General features: G+C 65.9%; 16 protein-coding genes. 8 read left to right on the plus strand and 8 right to left on the minus strand.

What is annotated here, in order from left to right; translation table 11 throughout:
- From MJ601_RS05980 to hflK, 8 genes are all read right to left on the minus strand, one after another.
- Positions 1-1,353, minus strand: coding sequence for a cell wall hydrolase (locus MJ601_RS05980; RefSeq protein WP_242124331.1), 1,353 nt, complete (start codon positions 1,351-1,353; stop codon positions 1-3).
- Between the two features lie 30 nt (positions 1,354-1,383).
- Positions 1,384-2,301 (minus strand): cysteine synthase A, encoded by a 918-nt coding sequence (gene cysK / locus MJ601_RS05985; protein WP_242124333.1) that lies wholly within the window; start codon positions 2,299-2,301, stop codon positions 1,384-1,386.
- Positions 2,298-3,602 carry an MFS transporter gene (locus MJ601_RS05990; RefSeq protein ID WP_242124335.1) on the minus strand — a complete coding sequence of 435 codons (1,305 nt, stop codon included), beginning with the start codon at positions 3,600-3,602 and terminating at the stop codon, positions 2,298-2,300. Before MJ601_RS05990 ends, cysK begins: the two co-directional genes overlap by 4 nt.
- 109 nt (positions 3,603-3,711) lie before the next feature.
- Positions 3,712-4,122 carry a hypothetical protein gene (locus MJ601_RS05995; protein ID WP_242124337.1) on the minus strand — a complete coding sequence of 137 codons (411 nt, stop codon included), beginning with the start codon at positions 4,120-4,122 and terminating at the stop codon, positions 3,712-3,714.
- Positions 4,123-4,146: 24 nt separating this feature from the next.
- Positions 4,147-5,775: a helicase HerA-like domain-containing protein gene (locus tag MJ601_RS06000; protein ID WP_242124339.1), complete on the minus strand. Its 1,629-nt coding sequence runs from the start codon at positions 5,773-5,775 to the stop codon at positions 4,147-4,149.
- A gap of 180 nt (positions 5,776-5,955) precedes the next feature.
- Complete coding sequence (locus MJ601_RS06005) at positions 5,956-7,461, minus strand: Do family serine endopeptidase (RefSeq protein WP_242124341.1); 1,506 nt, start codon at positions 7,459-7,461, stop codon at positions 5,956-5,958.
- A gap of 112 nt (positions 7,462-7,573) precedes the next feature.
- Complete coding sequence (hflC, locus tag MJ601_RS06010) at positions 7,574-8,419, minus strand: protease modulator HflC (RefSeq protein WP_242124343.1); 846 nt, start codon at positions 8,417-8,419, stop codon at positions 7,574-7,576.
- Positions 8,419-9,549, minus strand: a complete 1,131-nt coding sequence (hflK, locus tag MJ601_RS06015) for an FtsH protease activity modulator HflK (RefSeq protein WP_242124344.1) — start codon at positions 9,547-9,549, stop codon at positions 8,419-8,421. Before hflK ends, hflC begins: the two co-directional genes overlap by 1 nt.
- A 105-nt stretch (positions 9,550-9,654) precedes the next feature.
- Between hflK and MJ601_RS06020 the strand changes: the two genes are divergently transcribed.
- The 8 genes from MJ601_RS06020 (at position 9,655) to MJ601_RS06055 (ending at position 19,134) form a co-directional block, all read left to right on the plus strand.
- Positions 9,655-10,623, plus strand: a complete 969-nt coding sequence (locus tag MJ601_RS06020; protein WP_281061213.1) for an Mrp/NBP35 family ATP-binding protein — start codon at positions 9,655-9,657, stop codon at positions 10,621-10,623.
- 61 nt (positions 10,624-10,684) lie between these two features.
- The gene (locus MJ601_RS06025) at positions 10,685-11,119 is read left to right on the plus strand and encodes a CoA-binding protein (protein WP_242124346.1); all 435 of its coding nucleotides are present in this window, start codon (positions 10,685-10,687) and stop codon (positions 11,117-11,119) included.
- Between the two features lie 39 nt (positions 11,120-11,158).
- Positions 11,159-13,444, plus strand: a complete 2,286-nt coding sequence (locus MJ601_RS06030; protein WP_242124348.1) for a xanthine dehydrogenase family protein molybdopterin-binding subunit — start codon at positions 11,159-11,161, stop codon at positions 13,442-13,444.
- A gap of 5 nt (positions 13,445-13,449) precedes the next feature.
- Positions 13,450-14,442 carry a ferrochelatase gene (gene hemH, locus MJ601_RS06035; RefSeq protein ID WP_242124349.1) on the plus strand — a complete coding sequence of 331 codons (993 nt, stop codon included), beginning with the start codon at positions 13,450-13,452 and terminating at the stop codon, positions 14,440-14,442.
- Between the two features lie 18 nt (positions 14,443-14,460).
- A complete protein-coding gene (gene phbB, locus MJ601_RS06040) occupies positions 14,461-15,183 on the plus strand; it encodes an acetoacetyl-CoA reductase (RefSeq protein WP_242124374.1) in 723 nt (240 codons plus the stop codon).
- Between the two features lie 60 nt (positions 15,184-15,243).
- Entirely contained in the window at positions 15,244-15,513 is a 270-nt protein-coding gene (locus MJ601_RS06045) for a ribbon-helix-helix domain-containing protein (RefSeq protein ID WP_242124376.1), read from the plus strand.
- An 88-nt stretch (positions 15,514-15,601) separates the two neighbouring features.
- Positions 15,602-18,157, plus strand: coding sequence for a TonB-dependent receptor (locus MJ601_RS06050; protein WP_242124378.1), 2,556 nt, complete (start codon positions 15,602-15,604; stop codon positions 18,155-18,157).
- A 191-nt stretch (positions 18,158-18,348) separates the two neighbouring features.
- Positions 18,349-19,134: an energy transducer TonB gene (locus MJ601_RS06055; RefSeq protein ID WP_242124380.1), complete on the plus strand. Its 786-nt coding sequence runs from the start codon at positions 18,349-18,351 to the stop codon at positions 19,132-19,134.
- The last annotated feature ends 12 nt before the right edge of the window (positions 19,135-19,146 follow it).

Below are 19,146 nucleotides of genomic sequence, written 5' to 3' on the forward strand. Positions count from 1 at the left end.
TCAGGGCTTGGCCGGCGGTAAGGTCGTCTGCGGCTGGACCACCGGGACCGGCGGGGGCGTGATCCTGACCGTTTCGAAACGGTCCTTGCGGCGCACTCCGGCCAGTTCCGGCGCCGGGGCGGGCGCCTCTGCCGCTGCCGCGGGCAGGCGCTGGCGCATGCACTCATCCTTGTTCGCGCGGGGCGTGTCGGCGCAATTCCACAGGGATCGCTGCAATCCCGTCGCGCTGTTGTGGATATAGGCGAAGGCCATGCTTTCCATCTGATCGCCCGACAGCGGCAGGCCGGCGGGCGCCGCGCCCACCCGCCAGGCCATGATCCGGCATTCCGGTCGCCCCGCGCAGAAGGTCTGCGCCAGCAGCGGCCAGCTGTCCGGAACGGTGCCACGACCCAGTTCCACGAGGAAGCTTCTGGCCCCCGGCGCGATCGCGATCAGCCTCACCCCGGCCATCATCTTGCCGAGCGAGTCCGCGCCGATCATCTGCTGCGGCCGGGCAACCAGATCGGCGATCGCGCCCCCGGCCAGAACCAGCGGCGAGGCAACGGGCGCGTCCTGCGGTCCGCCCTGATGCGCGGCGGACAGGCGCGCGATGCGTTCGATCAGCGGCTCGCCATTCCCGCCGGTCCGGCGGAAGGCGGGCGGCGTTCCCCACCAGCCGCGCCAGCGAAAGAAAAGATGGGTGCCGACTGCGCCGATCTTGTCCAGGCTGCCGCTCCAATAGGGAACGACCCAGTCGGTATGATAATGGGTGGCATAGCCGACCGGTTTGTAGACCCGGCCCGCGAGCGCGGATTTCGCGATCTCCCGCGCCCGTTCCCAGGCCGCCTGGCTGGGCATGCGAGCCAGCGCGCCATCGCAGGTGAAGGTGAACTGGCAGCCGGTGGCCCGCTCCTGCCCCTGAAAGACGACGCCGCAGACGGTCTTGGGGAAGGCGGGATGCCGCACCCGGTTGAGCACGACCTGCGCCACCGCCCGCTCGCCCACCGCTTCGTCGCCCGCCTCATAGATCTGCGCCGCCGCGAGACAATCGGTGGCGCGGGCGAGGTCTGTCTCGGACCCGACGAAGAGAAACGGGCGCGCCGCCGGATTGGGCAGGCGGGAAAAGGGGACGGCGGCGTTGAAGGCCCGTGCCTGGTCCCGGTCCAGCGCGTAGAAATCGACGGGTTCGACCGGTGGCGGCGGGGTGCCGGGGCGCTTGAGCTGGGCGGCCGACACCATATCTATACGCGTGGCCTTGGCCTTTGGCGCCTGCGCTTCCCATGCGGCAACCAGCGCGGGCAGGCCGACGAACAACAGTAGCCAGAGCAGCCACATCGCGCGATGTGGCTGGCCCGATAGGGTGTCGTCGGTCATGCCCGGTCCGGGATTGCCTGATCCCCCGCCTTATTCGGGCAGGAAGTCGGGCACCGACAGATAGCGTTCGCCGGTGTCATAGTTGAAGCCCAGAACGCGGCTGCCCGGCGCAAGTTCCGGCAGCTTCTGCGCGATGGCGGCGAGCGTCGCGCCCGACGAGATGCCGACCAGCACGCCTTCCTCACGCGCGGCCCTGCGGGCGAACTCCTTGGCGTCGGCGGGATCGACCTGGATCACGCCGTCCAGCAGCTGGGTGTGCAGGTTCGCCGGAATAAAGCCCGCGCCGATGCCCTGGATCGGGTGCGGGCCGGGCTGGCCGCCGCTGATGACGTGCGACAGGGTCGGTTCGACCGCATAGACTTTGAGGTTGGGCCAGAGCTTCTTCAACACTTCCGCCGTGCCGGTAATATGGCCGCCGGTGCCGACGCCGGTGATCAGCACGTCGATGGGCGCATCGGCGAAGTCCGCCGCGATCTCCTGTGCCGTGGTGCGGACATGGACGTCGATATTGGCGGAATTCTCGAACTGTTGCGGCATCCACGAACCGGGCGTCTGATCGACCAGTTCCAGCGCGCGTTCGATCGCGCCCTTCATGCCCTTCTCGCGCGGCGTCAGGTCGAAGCTCGCGCCATAGGCCAGCATCAGGCGGCGGCGTTCCAGGCTCATGCTTTCGGGCATGACGAGGATCAGCTTGTAACCCTTGACCGCCGCGACCATCGCCAGCCCCACGCCGGTATTGCCCGATGTCGGCTCTATGATGGTGCCGCCGGGTTTCAGGTCGCCCGAAGCCTCGGCCGCCTCGATCATCGACAGCGCGATTCGATCCTTGATCGACCCGCCGGGGTTGGACCGTTCGGACTTGATCCACACCTCCGCATCGCCGAACAGCCGGTTGACGCGGATATGCGGCGTATTGCCGATGGTTTCCAATATGCTGGATGCCTTCATAAAGCTTTCTCCTGGATGGAATCGGCCGCCTTTGTCTCAGGTGGGTCGAAGGTACGAGCAAGGCGCAGTTCTGGAAAGAGCTTCGCCCAGGCAAGGGTGATGAGAATGGCGCCGATCCCGCCGCCGATCACCGCCGCGACCGGGCCGACCAAGGCGGCGAGGAAGCCGGATTCCGCCTCGCCCAGCTCGTTGGAGGCGGAAATGGTGAGCTGCGACAGGCTGGAGACGCGGCCGCGCATCTCGTCGGGCGTGTGGAGCTGGATCAGCGACTGGCGGACATAGACCGACACCATGTCGGCCGATCCCAGCAGGATCAACGCGGCAATGCCCACTCCCTGCGCGATCGCGCGGGGCAGGAAGGCGGTGCTGCCGAAGATGATGGTGGCGATGCCGAACAGGACCACCGCGCCCAGCATCTTGAGGCCGACCTCCGTCTTCATCGGACGGAAGGAGAAGAAGAGGGCGGTGACGCCCGCGCCGATGCCGGGGGAGGCGGCCAGATGTCCCAGTCCCCGCGAACCGACATGCAGGATGTCGCGCGCATAGACCGGCAGCAGCGCCGTGGCTCCCGCCAGCAGCACGGCGAACAGATCGAGCGTGATCGCCGCCAGCACCAGCCGGTTGCCGCGCACATAGGTCAGGCCGTCGATCATCTGGCGGACCGGATGGCGGCTGGTGTCGCGCGGCGGCTGGGGCACCGGGCCGATCAGCAGCATGCAGAGCAGCGCGACGGCGAACAGCCCGGATGCCAGCGCATAGGCACCCCAGGGCTGGATCGCATAGGCATAGCCGCCCAGCGCCGGTCCCGCGATCATGCCCGCCTGCCAGACGACGCTGGAAATGGCGATGGCGTTGGGCAACACCTCGCGCGGGATCAGATTGGGGGCGAGCGCGCTGTAGGCCGGGCCGTTGAAGGCGCGGGCGATGCCGACAATGGCGGCAATGCCGAAGATCAGCGGCAGGCTGACCCGGCCCTCATAGGTCGCGAAGGCGAGTGTCCCCGATGCCAGCACCAACAGCGTCAGGGTGAAGCGGGTGATCTTGCGCCGGTCGAAATGGTCAGCGACCCAGCCGGTGACGGGGGTCAGGAAGAAGAGCGGCAGGAGCTGCGCCAGGCCGATCAGGCCGAGCTGGGCCGATGCCCCCGCCGTGCCCATGGTTTCGCGCGCGACATTATAGGCCTGCCACGCCAGCACGATCATCATCGCATATTGCGCCAGCACCGCCGTCAGCCGCCCCAGCAGATAGGCGCGGAAATTGCCGAAGCTCAGGGGATGGCGGGGAGCAGGGGGGCTATGCATGGCTCTCCTTTAGCGCCTGCGCAAAGCCGCCCGCAACCATATCGGTAGAGAAAGGGCGCAGCAATATTTGTGGCGTTGATGGTCTGGCTTGTGGCGCGATCGCAGCCGCTTAACGGTCGGGCTGGAGCCTGATCCCGCTCACCGATCCATTGCGCACCGAACAGACGAACGGGACCGAGCGCTGGCCGTCGAACGGGCCGACCTCACCCTCCACTTCCCAGCCGGTCGACATGGTGCTGGCGGCGATGCGGCCAAGGATTTTGGTGCCCGGCCCCGCTTCTTCCCGCGCCTTGGCGGCGCAGGCGTTGCGCGCGGCGGCGGCAGTGTGGATCGACCCATAGGCGGGGGAGGCGTAGGGCTGGCGTTTCGCGTCGCGTTCGGCCTGGCGCTCGCGGGCGATATCGCTGGCGATCGCGGCGTCGGCGGCGCGGTGCAGGTCGCGATAATCCTGGGCGTGGACGGGGGTGGCGGCGGGAAGGGCCAGAGCCATCCCCATCACGCAGAGCGGCATCTTGTGCATCGCGGTTTCTCCTCTCCTTCGGGCCTATTTGAACAGGCTGCCCAATATGCCGCGTACCAATTGCCCTGCGATCCCGCCGGAGCTTTTGCGGCTCGATCCGCCGAACACCGCGCGGCCCAGCTCATTGGCGACCTGGCGCCCGACGGACGAAGCGGCGGAGCGGGTGGCCGACTGGACCGCCTTGTCGAAGGCGGAGGGTTTGGCGGCTTCGCGGGCTGCCGCCGCCTCCTGCCGGGCCTGTTCCTTGAGCTGTTGTTCGCGCTGCTTCGCCTCGATCTTGGCTTGCGCGGCGGCGGCCTTGTCGGCTTCGGCCTGCGCCTTGGAGGCTTGGGCGGCGGCGGCGGCGGCCTGCCCCCTGGCGGCGAGGATCTCCTCGGCGGATTCGCGATTGACCGGCGTGTCATATTTGCCCGCGCAGGGCGATATGGACTGGATGATCGCCCGTTCCTTGGCATCGACCGGGCCTAGCCGCGAGCGGGGCGGCGCGATCAGCGTGCGCTGGACGATGCCGGGCGATCCATCCTCCTGCAACAGTGACACCAGCGCCTCGCCCACCTTCAGTTCGGTGATGGCGGTTTCGACATTCAGATCCGGGTTGACGCGGAAGGTGTCGGCCGCCGCCTTGATTGCCTTCTGGTCGCGCGGGGTGAAGGCGCGCAGTGCGTGCTGGACCCGATTGCCGAGCTGGCCCGCGACATCCTCCGGAATGTCGATCGGATTCTGCGTCACGAAATAGACGCCGACGCCCTTGGAACGGATCAGCCGCACCACCTGCTCGATCTTGTCGGTCAGTGCCTTGGGCGCGTCGTCGAACAGCAGGTGCGCCTCGTCGAAGAAGAAGACGAGGACGGGCTTGTCTGGGTCGCCGACCTCCGGCAGCGTCTCGAACAGTTCGGACAGCAGCCAGAGCAGGAAGGTGGCGTAGAGCTTGGGGCTCTGCATCAGCTTGTCGGCAGCCAGCACGTTCACATAGCCGCGCCCCTTGTCGTCGACCTTCAGCATGTCGTGAATGTCGAGCGCGGGTTCGCCGAAGAAATGATCGCCGCCCTGGCTTTCGAGCTGAAGCAATTGCCGCTGGATCGCGCCGACACTGGCCTTGGTCACATTGCCATATTGGGCGGACAGGGTGTCGGCATTCTCCGCGCAATAGGCCAGCATCGCCTGCAGATCGCCCAGGTCGAGCAGCAGCAGCCCCTGTTCGTCGGCATATTTGAAGGCGATCGACAGCACGCCTTCCTGCGTTTCGTTAAGGCCCATCAGGCGGGAGAGCAGCAGCGGCCCCATTTCGCTGACGGTGGTGCGGACGGGATGGCCCTGCTCGCCATAGAGATCCCAGAAGATGGCGGGATTGTCGGCATAGCTATAATTGTCGATGCCGATTTCCTGGGCGCGCGCGACCAGCTTGTCGGCATTTTTCGCGGTGGGGGAACCGGCCATGGAAATGCCCGACAGGTCGCCCTTCACGTCCGCGAGGAAGACCGGCACGCCGAGCGCGGAAAAACTCTCCGCAATGCCCTGCAAGGTCACGGTCTTGCCGGTGCCGGTCGCACCCGCGATCAGACCATGGCGATTGGCCCTGCGCAGGTTCAGCGTCTGGGGAATGCCGCCATCCTTGTCCGGTGCGCCAAGGCCGATGAAAATGCCGTCGCTCATCTGCGTCATGCTCCCCACTAGTGATTTCGAAGCAGGCGGATCGCCCGCTGGCTCGGAAATCACGGCCAACAAGGACTCATGTGACGGGCCGCGCCCACCGGAGTCTGTCATCCTCTCTGTAGAGGGATGACAGGGTTTCCGGCAAGCGCGACCCGTAACGACCGGCTTTGTTTCAGCCGCTTATTTGTCCCGCAGACGCACCGGCAGGAACACGGCGGGCTGGCCGCGGCGCAGCACCTGCAGCAGTATCGCGCTGCGGCCCTGCGCCGAGACCGCCTTGACCTGGGCGTCCAGATCCGCCTGGGTAGCGACCGGGCGGTTGTTGGCGGTGATGATGACATCGCCGCGACGCAGGCCCTTGGCCCCCGCATCGGTCGAGGCGTCGACCGCCGTGATGACGATGCCGCGCGTGTCGGCCGCGATGCCGAGCTGGCGGATGATGGTCGACGTCAGCGGAATCGCCGAGATGCCAAGCGACTGCTGGGCGGCCTGGCCATTGGAGGGGCCGTCCGGCTGCTGGCTGAAATCGTCGTCCTGCTGCTGGGCGAAGGCGTTCAGCTCATCCTCTGACGGGCGTTCGCCGACGACGGCGGTCACCGTCTGGCGCTGGCCGTTGCGCAGCAGCACGATCGGCACGCGTCCGCCGATCGGCTGGTTGGCGACGATGGACGAGAGATTCTGGTCCGGCGTCACTTCCTGGCCCGCGACGCTGACGATCACGTCGCCCGCCTTGATCCCGGCCTTGTCGGCGCCCTTGCCCGGCTCGACGCCCTGGACGAACTCGCCGCGATTCTTGGCAAGACCCAGCGAGTCCGCCAGATCTTCGCCCAAGGGGCTGATCTGGATGCCCAGATAGCCGCGCTTGACGGTCTGCCCCTTGCGCAGCGTGTCGACGATCGGGGCCGCCTGTTCCGAAGGGATGGCGAAGCCGATGCCGACATTGCCGCCCGAAGGCGAAAGGATCTGGCTGTTGATGCCGATCACATTGCCGCGCATGTCGAACATCGGGCCACCGCTATTGCCCTGGTTGATCGACGCATCGGTCTGGATGAACTTGTCATAGGTGCCGCCGGTGCCGCGATGCACGGCGGAAATGATGCCCGCCGTCACCGTGCCCGACAACGCGAAGGGGTTGCCGATGGCGATCACCCAGTCGCCGACGCGCGCCTTGGTGCTGTCGCCGAACTTGACGAAGGGCAGGGCCTTTTTCGGCTCGATCTTGAGCACGGCGATGTCGGTCGCGGGGTCGCGGCCGACCAGCCTTGCGGGATATTCCTCGCTGTTGGTCAGCGTCACCGTGATGGAATCGACGCTCGCGCCTTCGGCTCCGGCCGACACCACATGGTTGTTGGTGACGATATAGCCGTCGGCCGAGATGATGAAACCCGAACCCAGCGATTGGGCCTGGCGCGTCTGCGGCTTGCCGCCCTGCTGGCCGAACAGGTCGCCGAAGGGTGTGCCCGCGAAAGGATTCTGCACCTGCACCCGCTGCCTGGTCGAAATATTGACCACGGCCGGTTGCAGCTTTTCGACCATGTCGGCCAGGCTGGCCGGCGCGCCCGCGGGAGCAGCGGCCTGCATCCCCTCATTCTGCGCGATCTGTGCCCCGACATTGGGGCTGGAGGTTACGGCAATGGCGGTGCCGCCGAGCAGCAGGGCACCGGTAATGGCATAAGCGTAACGCACTCGTGACGGTCCTCTCATGAACTTGGCGAAGGAAGGGGCGGGACTCTGCGGGAGAGTGGGATGCGCCGCCTTGCCTTAACCGTCATTGAATGGCGCTGGTTCCGTAATGAAATCAACGCCCCTGAAACTGCTTCAGAAAATCATTGTCGCGGGACAGGACCATGGTGGTCGAACCCTGCTTGTCTGGTGCGAAGGTATAACGATAGGCCTGCATCGCGCGATAGAAATCGTAGAATTGGGCGTCCTTGCCGAAACTTTCGGCATAGATGCGGGCGGCGTTGGCGTCGGCTTCGGCGCGGATGATCTGCGCCTGCTTGGCGCCCTGCGCGCGGATGGTGAGCGCTTCCTGCTCCCGCGCGGTACGCATGCGGGTGAAGGCGCTTTCCAGCGGCGCGCCGTCGGGCAGGTCGGCGCGCTTGATGCGGACATCGACGATCTGCGCGCCATATTGGCGGGCGACGCGGTTCAGGCCCGCCTCGATATTGTCCATCACCTGGCCCCGTTCGGGCGACAGCAGCGCGGCGAAGGGCCGCTTGCCCAGCTCGTTACGCAGCGCGGACCCCAGGATCGGGCGCAGCGCATCGGACACGCGCTCCTCGCTGCCCGCCGCGATATACATGCGCAGTGGATCCACGATGCGAAAGCGGGCGAAGGCATCCACCTGAAGCCGCAACTGGTCGGTCGACAGCACCTGCTGCCGCTCCATCTCGACCGACAGGACGCGCTTGTCGATCCAGACGATCTGGTCGATGAACGGCCAGCGGAAGATGACGCCCGCGCCGGTCTTGCCGAAATCCTCGTTCGGGCGATAGCGGTTGATGATCTTCTTGGGATCGCCGAAGCGCACGATCACGCCCTGCTTGGTTTCGGGCACGATGGCGATGGTGCTGCCGAGCAGCAGCAGCGCCGCGATGGCCAGCAGCGCAAGTGCGACGGGATGACGGATCAGGCCCTGCATCACTGGCCCTCCCCGGTGGCGGTGCCCTGTGCGGCGGCGGCCTGCGCCTTGCGCTTGAGTTCGGGCAGCGGCAGGTACGGCGTCACATTGCCGCTTTCGACGATGGTCTTGTCGACGTTCGACAGGACGCCCTCCATGGTTTCATAATACATGCGGCGGCGGGTCACGTCGGGCGAAAGCTTGTACTGCTCATAGACCTTGTCGAAGGCCGCTGCCTCGCCCTGCGCCTTGGCCGTCACCTGCTGCGCGGCGGCGCGGGCCTCGTTGAGATAGGTCTGGGCGGTCTGCTGCGCGGCGGACACGGCCTTGAACGCGTCGTTGACGGCGGTCGGCGGATCGGCCTGCTTGATGGCGACGCCCTGCACGCGGATGCCCGATTTGTAACCGTCCAGTATTTCCTGCATCCGCTGCTCGACCTGCTGCTCGATCCCCGTGCGGCCCGCGCCCAGCGCATCGTCCAGGCTGACGCTGGCGACGACCGACCGCATCGCGCTTTCCGCGACTTCCCGCACCGAAGCGTCGGGATCCGAAAGCTGGAACAGGTAGAGTTCCGGGCTGCGGATGTTCCACCGCACCGAATAGGCGAGATCGATGATATTCTGGTCGCCGGTCAGCACCAGATTCTCGCTTTCCGCGCGGGTCGATCCGATGTCGATGGTGCGGATTTCCTCGACATCGACCGTGGTCACATTTTCAAGCGGCGCGGGCAATGTCAGGCTGATGCCCGGCGAGAGGGTGCGGCTATATTTGCCGAGCAGCGTCACCACGCCGCGTTCCTGCGGCCCTACCCGGTGGAAGCAGGTCAGCACCAGCCACAGCAGCACCAATATGCCGACCGCCGCTGGCCACAGGGCCTTGCCGGAGGGGCGGGGCGGCAGATGGCCGAAGCCGCCGCCACCACCCTGGCCGAAGCTTTCCTTGCTGCGGCGAAGCAGTTCCTCGATCGCCGAAGGCCCCTTGGAACCGGTGGGCCGCCCCGGCTGCGTCCATGGGTTGCGCGGGCCGCCTTCGCCGCCCTTGCCTTCACCGCCCTTGCCCTCGCTCCCGTCCGGACCGTCGCTCTTGCCACCCCAGGGACCCTGGGCCATGGCGCTTGCAATGCCCGGCATCCACCCGAAAATTCTCTTCATCGCTCCTCTATAGGAAGGCTCTCCGGCGAAAAACAGTGCCCTTCGCAACGATAATTGTTTCGAATGATGTCGCTACGGCACAAAAATGGGCTAGAGGGCACTGCCATGACCGAGCTTGAAGATTTCGCCGCGCGCCTCAAAAGCCTGACCGAAGGCCGCGCCAGCACGCCCCGGATCAAGGACGGCGTGATGACGCTGGTGCTGGACGTCGCGGGCCTTTCGTCCGATCGGCGCGATGCCGTCGCCGCCGCGATCCGAGAAGGGGCGCTGACCGTGCCGGGGGTCAGCGATGTCCGCATCGCCATGACCGCCGAGCGCAAGCCTTTGAAAATCATTGCCGTCGCCTCCGGCAAGGGCGGCGTCGGCAAATCCACGCTTTCGGCCAATCTGGCGGTCGCGCTTCAGCGCCTGGGCGTGCGCGTCGGGCTGGTCGACGCCGACATTTACGGGCCGTCGCAGGCCAGGCTGATGGCCAGCGAAGGCCAGAAGCCGCAGGCGAAGGAGAAACAGCTCATCCCGGTGCAAAGCCCCTTCGGCATTCCGATGCTGTCGATGGCGCATCTGGTCGAACCGGGCAAGGCGCTGGCCTGGCGCGGGCCGATGGCGGGCAATGCGCTCTCGCAGCTGATCGAAGCGGACTGGGGGGATGCGGAGCTGCTGGTCGTCGACATGCCGCCCGGCACCGGCGACGTGCAACTCTCCATGGTGCAGAAGCACAAGCCCGCGGGCGCCGTGATCGTCTCGACGCCGCAGGATCTGGCGCTGATCGACGCCACCCGCGCGGTCAGCCTGTTCGAACAGACGCAGGTGCCGATGATCGGACTGGTGGAGAATATGGCGGGTTATGCCTGTCCCCATTGCGGCGAAGTTTCCGAACCCTTCGGCACCGGCGGCGCGGAGGCGGCGGCGGGTGAGATGGGCATGGCGTTCCTGGGCCGCATTCCGCTCGCCATCGATATCCGCCGCCGGTCCGACGCGGGCGATCCGCCCGCATCGGGCGACGGTGCACATGGCCTCGCCTTCCGCGCGATCGCCGAAAAGCTGGTGGAATGGCTTCGGGGGCAGGCGGGCTGAGGAACAGCTTGCATGGTGCCGGCGTCTCTCCCCATATCGGTAAAGGATGAAGGATCGCGCCATGCCGCTGACTGACGCACAGGATATCGCCGATCTGCTGAACGAAACCCGCACCATCGCGCTGGTCGGCATTTCCGACCGGCCCGGCCGGCCGAGCTATGGCGTAATGAAGGGCCTGCAGGACCATGGTTATCGCGTTCTGCCGGTCAATCCGCAGATAGCGGGCGAGCATGTCCATGGCGAATTCGTCTGGGCAAGCCTGTCCGACATCGGCGTGCCGATCGACATGGTCGACATCTTCCGCCGCAGCGAAGTGGCGGGCGAGGCGGTGGACGATGCCATTGCCGCCGGTGCCGGATCGGTGTGGATGCAGCTTGCGGTGGTGGATGAGGCGGCCGCCGCGCGGGCGGAGGCCGCCGGTCTCAAGGTGGTGATGGACAGATGCCCGATCATCGAGATCCGCCGTCTCCAGCTCGAACCGATTGGCGCGCAATAGGGCTTTCCAGTCGCCTCAAGCCGCTTTATCAGCAAAGCGATGGGGCGTGCACCGCGGAAGCAGGGTCAGCAGACGGAAAAGGGTTTGAACCGGCGCACGCTGCTGGTGGGCGGGGGAGCGACGGCGGGGCTATTGCTGGCATGGGCCGCATGGCCGCGCCAATATCGGCCCAATCTCAACACGGCGCCGGGCGAGATCGCCTTCAACGCCTTCCTCAAGATCGATCGCGCCGGACAGGTGATCGTCATCGTGCCGCAGACCGAGATGGGGCAGGGGATCAGCACCCTCCTGCCGCAGATAGTGGCCGACGAACTGGGGGCGGACTGGCGCACGGTGGGCGTGCAGAGTGCGCCGGTCAGTCCGCTTTACGCCAACACGCTGCTGGCCGACGAATGGCTGGCCAATGACTGGAGCCGGCTGGCCGGGGATGCGGGGCGCTGGACCATCGAACAATATGCCATCCGCGGCGCGCTGATGCTGACCGGCGCGGGCACGTCGCTCCCCATGTTCCACCAGCCCTGCCGTGAGGCGGGGGCGGCGGCGCGGGTGCTGCTGTGCAAGGCGGCGGCGGCGCGCTGGGACGTGCCCTGGGAAAGCTGCGACATCCAGAACGGCATCATTTCCGACGGTGGCGCTTCCGGTGGAAAGGGGCGCACGCTCAAGATCGGCGAGGTGGTGGAGGATGCCGCGACCTTCGACCTGCCCGCCATCCTGCCCTATCGCCAGTCGGAGGTGGACCGGCTGGCGGGACAGGAACTGCCCCGGCTCGACACCCCCTCCAAGATCGACGGCAGCCATAATTTCGCCGCCGACATCCGCCTGCCCGACATGGTCTTCGCCTCGATCCGGCAGGGGCCGGTCGGCGATGCGGTGCTGAAAAGCGTCAATGAGGGCGCGGCCCGATCCGCCACCGGTTTCCTGAAGCTGATCCGGCAGGAACGCTGGGTCGCGGTGGTCGCGAGCAACTGGTGGGCGGCGAACAGGGCGCTGGACCTCTGCGATCCGGTCTTTGAGCTGAGCGGCAGGCCGGTCGACAGCGCAGGCATGGAGGCGGCGCTGGAGCAGGCCTTTGCCGGTTCCTCCGGCGAGCGGCTCTTCGCCCAGGGGGATTTGAAGTCCCTGCTGGAGGATGCGACCATCCTCGCCAGCGAATATAAGGTGCGCCCAGGGCTGCATCTGGCGCTGGAGCCGATGGCTGCGACGGCGCGGATCGCCGACGGAGCGGCGGAGGTGTGGATGGCGACCCAGGCGCCGAGCCTGGCGCGCAAGGCCGTCGCCAGGGCGCTGGGCCTGTCGGTCGGCGCGGTGACCCTTTATCCGCTGCATGCCGGCGGCGGCTATGGGCGGCATATGGAGCATGAGGCGGGCGTGCAGGCCGCCCTGCTTTCCCGGGAGATGGGGCGGCCGGTGCAACTGCTCTGGTCCCGGCTGGAAGATGTGATCCAGGACCGGCCGAGCGCGCCCGCCCATGCGCGCATGGCGGGGAAGCTGGGGCGTAGCGGCGCCATCGAGGGCTGGTCGGCGAAGGTCGCCGCGCCCTGCGCCATGACGCAGACCTGGGCGCGCATCGCCCATGGCAGGCTGCCGCACGAGGCAAGCGCGGAGTCTGCCCATGTCTCGACCCGGCTGGCGGTGGCGGGCATGGACCTGCCCTATGCGGTGCCCAACTGGGCGGTCGATCATTTTCCGGCCGATACCGGCCTGCCGTTGGGTTTTGCGCGCGGCAACGCGCATCTCCACGGCGCCTTCTTCACCGAAAGCTTCATCGACGAGCTGGCGCATCAGGCGCAGATGGAGGCGATGTCCTTCCGCATCCAGATGCTCGGCGGCAATCCGCGCCTGGCCCATTGCCTGACGACGGTGGGCGCCATGGGCGGATGGCAGGGCGGCATTGCGGGAAGCGGGCAGGGCCTGGCCGCCCATATGATGAACGGAGCCTATGCGGCAGTGATGGTGGAGGCAGGAATCAGCGAGGGCAAGTTGCAGGTGGGACGGATCATCGCGGCGGTCGATGGCGGGGATCAGGTCAATCCCGATATCGCCCGGCAGCAGATCGAAAGCGGCCTGATCCACGGGCTGGCGCTCGCCATGGGCACGTCCGTGCCCTATGCCGGGGGAATGCCGACGCGGGCGATATTGGGGCGCATGGGCCTGCCCCGGCTGGGCGACGTCGGGGAGGTGACGGTCGAACTCATCCGCAGCACGGCGGCACCGGCTGGCCTTACCGATGTCGGCGCGCCGCTGGTGGCGCCCGCCATCGCCAATGCGCTGTTCACCACCACCGGGCAGCGCCACCGCAACCTGCCCCTGCTGGTTGAGGGTTGAAGGCCATGGGCAAGATCGGCGTTCTGCTCATCAATCTTGGTACTCCCGACGCGCCGGACGCGAAATCGGTGCGGCGTTACCTCAAGGAATTCCTGTCCGATCCGCGCGTCGTGGAAATACCGCAGATTATCTGGCAACCGATATTGCGCGGGCCGATCCTGCTTACCCGGCCGAAAAAATCCGCCCATGCCTATGCACAGGTGTGGATGAAGGAAGGGTCGCCGCTGGCGGTCTACACCCGCGACGCGGCGCTCGGCCTGCAGCGGCAGATGGGACCGGAGCTGACGATCGACTGGGCGATGCGCTATGGCAATCCGTCGATCGGCTCCCGGCTGGAGGCGATGATCGCAGCGGGTTGCGACCGCATATTGCTGGCACCGCTCTATCCCCAATATTGCGCCGCGACGACGGCGACGGCGCTCGACGCGGCCTATGCGGCGCTGGGGAGGATGCGGGCGCAGCCCGCGATCCGCACCCTCCCGCCTTATCATGCCGACCCCGCCTATATCGAGGCGCTGCGGGCCTCGACGCTGGCACAACTCGGCGCGCTGGACTTCACGCCGGACCTGCTCATCGCCAGCTTCCATGGCATGCCGGAGCGGACGCGGCAGTTGGGCGACCCCTATCGCGACCAATGCGTGGAGAGTGCGCGGCTGCTGGAACAGGCGCTGAGGCGGGAGGTGCGCGTGACATTCCAGTCCCGTTTCGGCCCGGCGAAATGGCTGGGACCGGCGACGGATGAGACGCTCAAGGCATTGCCCGGCCAGGGCGTCAGAAATGTCGCCGTCCTGACCCCCGGATTCGCGGCGGATTGCCTGGAAACCGTAGAGGAGATCGCCATTCGCGGGAAAGAGGAATTTATCGCGTCCGGCGGTCATAAATTTGTCCATTTGAGTTGTTTGAACGCCTCCACGGAGGCTATGAACCTCTATGGGAATCTGGTTGGCCGCGAGCTGGCCGGATGGCTGGAGAGGGAAAGTACGTCCGTTAATCATTAAACCATGGGAGAGCCTATCATGAGCAAGGTTGCAGTCGTCACGGGCGGAACGCGTGGAATTGGCGAGGCGATCAGCCTGGCGCTCAAGGAAATGGGCTACAGGGTGGCAGCCAACTATGGCGGTAATGATGCCAAGGCTCAGGCCTTTACGGACGAAACGGGCATAGCCAGCTTCAAATGGGACGTGGGCGATCACCAGGCGTGCATCGACGGCTGCGCACAGGTGACGGAGGCGCTGGGGCCGGTCGACATCGTCATCAACAATGCCGGCATCACCCGCGACGGCGTGCTGGCGCGGATGAGCTTCGACGACTGGAACGAGGTGATGCGCATCAATCTGGGCGGTTGCTTCAACATGGCGAAGGCGACCTTCGGCGGCATGCGCGACCGGGGCTGGGGCCGCATCGTCAATATCGGTTCGGTCAACGGACAGGCCGGGCAATATGGCCAGGTCAACTATGCCGCGGCCAAATCCGGCATTCATGGCTTCACCAAGGCGCTGGCGCAGGAAGGCGCGAAATATGGCGTGACCGTCAATGCCATCGCGCCCGGTTATATCGACACCGACATGGTGGCGGCGGTTCCGGCCCCGGTGCTGGAGAAGATCGTCGCGAAGATCCCGGTCGGCCGCCTCGGCCATGCCGACGAGATTGCGCGCGGCGTCGCCTTCCTGTGCAGCGAGGATGCGGGCTTCGTGACCGGCAGCACGCTGTCGATCAATGGCGGGCAGCATATGTATTGATGACGGGGGCGATGCCATCGACAGCCTTTCGGCACGGTTGATGCCGCATTTTTCGAGTCCATGATCGCCAGCGATCATCCGGAAGATGCGTCGCCGGCGTCGCCCTTCGCGCCGCCCGTCAAGCGCAGCGTGACCATCGCGGGCCATCAGACCGCGATCAGCCTTGAACCGGTCTTCTGGGATGCTCTCCGCGTGGCCGCCGCTGCGGAGGGTCTGCCCGTCAACGCCCTGATCGCGCGCATCGACGTGGCGCGCATGACGGCTGCCGATCCGCCCAATCTCACCAGCGCCATCCGATGCTGGCTGTTCATGGAAAAATCGCGGCCCTAACTTAATAATTACTCTCAATAGCATTGACTATGCGAACGAGTCGCAATAGCAGAAGCCCCAAGGGTTTCAAAAAGGGGTTCTGCTTTCCATGTCCCATCCATCATTACATCCATCCTTCCTCGCGCTCGGTTGTGTCGGCGCCATGGCCTTCGCCACGGCTGCGCAGGCGCAGGATGCCGCGCAGGGCGCGAGATTGGGCGGCATGACCGTCACCGACACGGCGATCGACGAAGCGCCGGTCAAGGTCGAAAAGGCGGAATCGCCCAAATATACGCGGCCCCTGCTCGATACGCCGCAGACCATCACGGTGATCGGCAAGGAAACGATCCAGCAGCAAAATCTGCTGACTCTGCGCGAAGTGCTCTCGACCGTGCCGGGCATCACCTTCGGCGCGGGCGAGGGGGGCTTCGGCTATGGCGACCGCATCATCCTGCGCGGCCAGGACGCCAAGAATGATGTCACCGTCGACGGCGTGCGTTCGGGCGCCTTCCTCAACCGCAACGAAGTCTATAATATCGAGCAGGTCGAAGTGACCAACGGCGCCAATTCGGTCATGAACGGCGGCGGATCCGTTGCGGGCACGATCAACCTGGTGACCAAGCGTCCGCTTGCCGACGACCAGACCATTCTGAATGCCGGGATCGGCACGGACAATTATTATCGCGCGACCATCGATGCCAACAAGCGGATCAACGATCTGGTCGCCGTGCGCATCAACGCCGTCTATCATGAAAATGACGTTCCCGGCCGCGACGTGGAAAATTACAAGCGCTGGGGCATCGCGCCCGCCATCACCATCGGCATTGACGGCCCGACCAGCCTCACCATCCAGGGCGAGCATCTGGACGACAAGGCGATGCCCCAATATGGCATCCGCTATTTCCCGGCATTGGGGGGCATTCTCGACCAGTTCGACCGGGCGGGCTATTATGGCTTCGCCAATCTCGACCGGCAGGACAGCAAGACCAACTCGCTCCAGACGATCTTCAGCCATCAGTTCAGCGACAGCGTGAAGATCCGCAACCTCACCCGCTATGAGAATATCCGCCAGCATACCGTGACCAGCCAGCCCCAGGGCGTCTTCTGCCTCGACAACGGCACGGCGGGCGGCTTCAATCCCGATACCGGCGGCGCCTGCACGCAGCGGATCGGATCGACCGCGGCGGGCCAGACGCTGACCATTCCCGTGGGTTATTATCTGCCGACCGGCGGACGCGCCAACCAGCGCTTCATCGAGAATGAGACCGCCTATACCCAGTTCGACCTGAGCGCCGATTTCGACACCGGCGGCATCGGCCATACGCTGGTGATCGGCGGTTCGGCCTTGTGGGAACGCTATAATCAACGCCAGGGCAATCTCAATCGCACCGCTGACGGGTTCGATCCCTATGCTGCGCCTTTCTCCGCCCCGGCATCGGGCAACGGCGCGGCCAATGCGCTCTACAATGCGGCGAGCGGCCTTGGCTATTATCTGCCGCTGGTCAACATCGCCAACCCGTCGGAAGTCATCGCCGGTCCGGCGGCGGCGAGCGGCCTTGCCCGCGTCTATGGCAGCAACGTCTATGCCGGCCCGACCCATTTCATCCTCGCCAGCCATAATGTCGGCCAGCAGACCAGCTATGCGGCCTATCTGTTCGACACGATGAAGTTCGCCGACTGGTTCGAGATCAATGGCGGCCTGCGCTATGAAAAGGTGAAGGGCTGGAACCGCACCTTCAGCTATGTGACGACGCCGGGCGCGACGCTGGGGCAGCTTTCGGTTCCAACCGCTCCGGCAACCAATCCCACCTATTTCGCGGTCGACGACACGCTCTTTTCCTACCGTATCGGCGCCGTGGTGAAGCCGACGCCCAACAGCAGCCTCTACATTGCCTATGGCAACAGCAAGCTGCCGTCCAAGGCTTCGGTCGACGGCGCCTGCTCGGCCCTGACCTGCAATGTCAGGCCGGAGACGACCAAGAATTACGAGATCGGCGCCAAGGCGGACCTGTTCGACAGGAAGCTGCTGCTGACCGCCGCGCTGTTCCGCAACGACCGTGACCAGATCAAGGTGATTTCCGGCGATCCGACCTTGCCCGATCAGGCGACCGATGGCTTCCAGCGGGTGGAGGGCGCGTCCTTCGGCGCGTCGGGCAACATCACCGGCAACTGGACGATCTCGGCCAACTATATGTATCTCAGGAGCAGGATCAAACAGGGCGTGTCCGACTATTGCCTGGCGCACCCCGGTTCGGTGGACGCGACGGCGGGCACCTGCGCCAACAGCGCGGCGTTTCCCGATCCGACGGCCGGCTATGCGCTCACCAACACGCCCAAACATTCGGGCAGCCTGTTCACGACCTACCGCTTCGGCTTCGGGCTGGAGCTGGGCTATGGCCTGACCTATCAGGGCCGCTTCCTGCTCAACCAGCCGACGCTCGCGCAACTGACGGCAGGCAGCTATGTCGCCTATCATGTGCCGAGCTACACCATCCACCGGTTCATGGCCTCCTATCCGATCACGGAAAATCTGAAGGCGCAGGTGAATGTGCAGAACTTCACCAATGAGAAATATGTGACGACGGTGCGCAACAATGTCGGCAATAGCTGGGCGCAACCCGCACCCACGCGGTCGGCCGTGTTCAGCCTCAATTACACTTTCTGACAAGCGAATACCCCCGGCATCCGTCCCTTGCCGGGGGAAACGGGCGGGTGGCGATGCACTCCTCTCCTCCTCGGGTCGCCACCCGTCCGGTCCCTTGAGCATATGGGAAGCGTTTATAAAATGCTATTGATTCGCATTAGGATTTTCGATAGGCATTTTGCACTGCCGCAAGGCGCAAAAGGGGATCGGGCATGCTGCATGTAGCGGACAGATTGGCCGGCGAAGATATCCGGCAGCCTGGTTCGGGCTCCCCGCGCGGAAAACTGTCTCTGGTCGCGGCAGGCGTTGATACGGGCCGGGAAGCATCCGGCCGGGAACCCACGCCGTCCCGCTATGGCGATCGACGATCGGTGAACTGGCCTGCCGTGCTCCTCATCCTCCTGGTGCATGGACTGCTGATCGCCGTGCTGGTGCAGGCACGGCAGCATGTCCTGCATGTCCGCGAGACACGCCTGTCGGTGGTCAACCTGGCACCGCCGCCCCCGCCACCTCCGGCCGCTGAAACCCCGCCTCCGCCTTCGCAGCCCAGGGTCGTGGCGCCGCCGCCGCTGGTTCAGGTGCCCCTGCCGCCGCTGTCCCCGGTTGCGACGACTCCCGACCCCGCGCCCGCACCCGTCCTGGCCGCGCCCGTCGCACCCGCCTCCGCCACGCCAGTGGCGGCAGTGGCCGGCCCGTCCAATATCGTCCAGGGCGGGGATATCGGCACGCAGATGGTGGCGGGGAAACCGCCGCGCTATCCCGTGGAAAGCCGCCGCAGACATGAGCAGGGCACGGTCGTTCTGACCCTGACGCTGGGGCTGGATGGTGCGGTCGAAAGCCTTGCCGTCACCCAAAGCAGTGGTTTTTCCCGGCTCGACCAGGCGGCACGCGACGCGGTGCGTGGCTGGCGCTGGCGGCCGATGATCCGCGACGGCCAGCCGGTCCGGGTGCGGGGCGTGGTGGAGATCCCCTTCGTCCTCAGCGGCGCTTCGGCATGATCTGGTCGGCAT

Origin of the sequence: Sphingobium trunci, from assembly GCF_022664535.1 — a bacterium.
Lineage (GTDB): Bacteria > Pseudomonadota > Alphaproteobacteria > Sphingomonadales > Sphingomonadaceae > Sphingobium.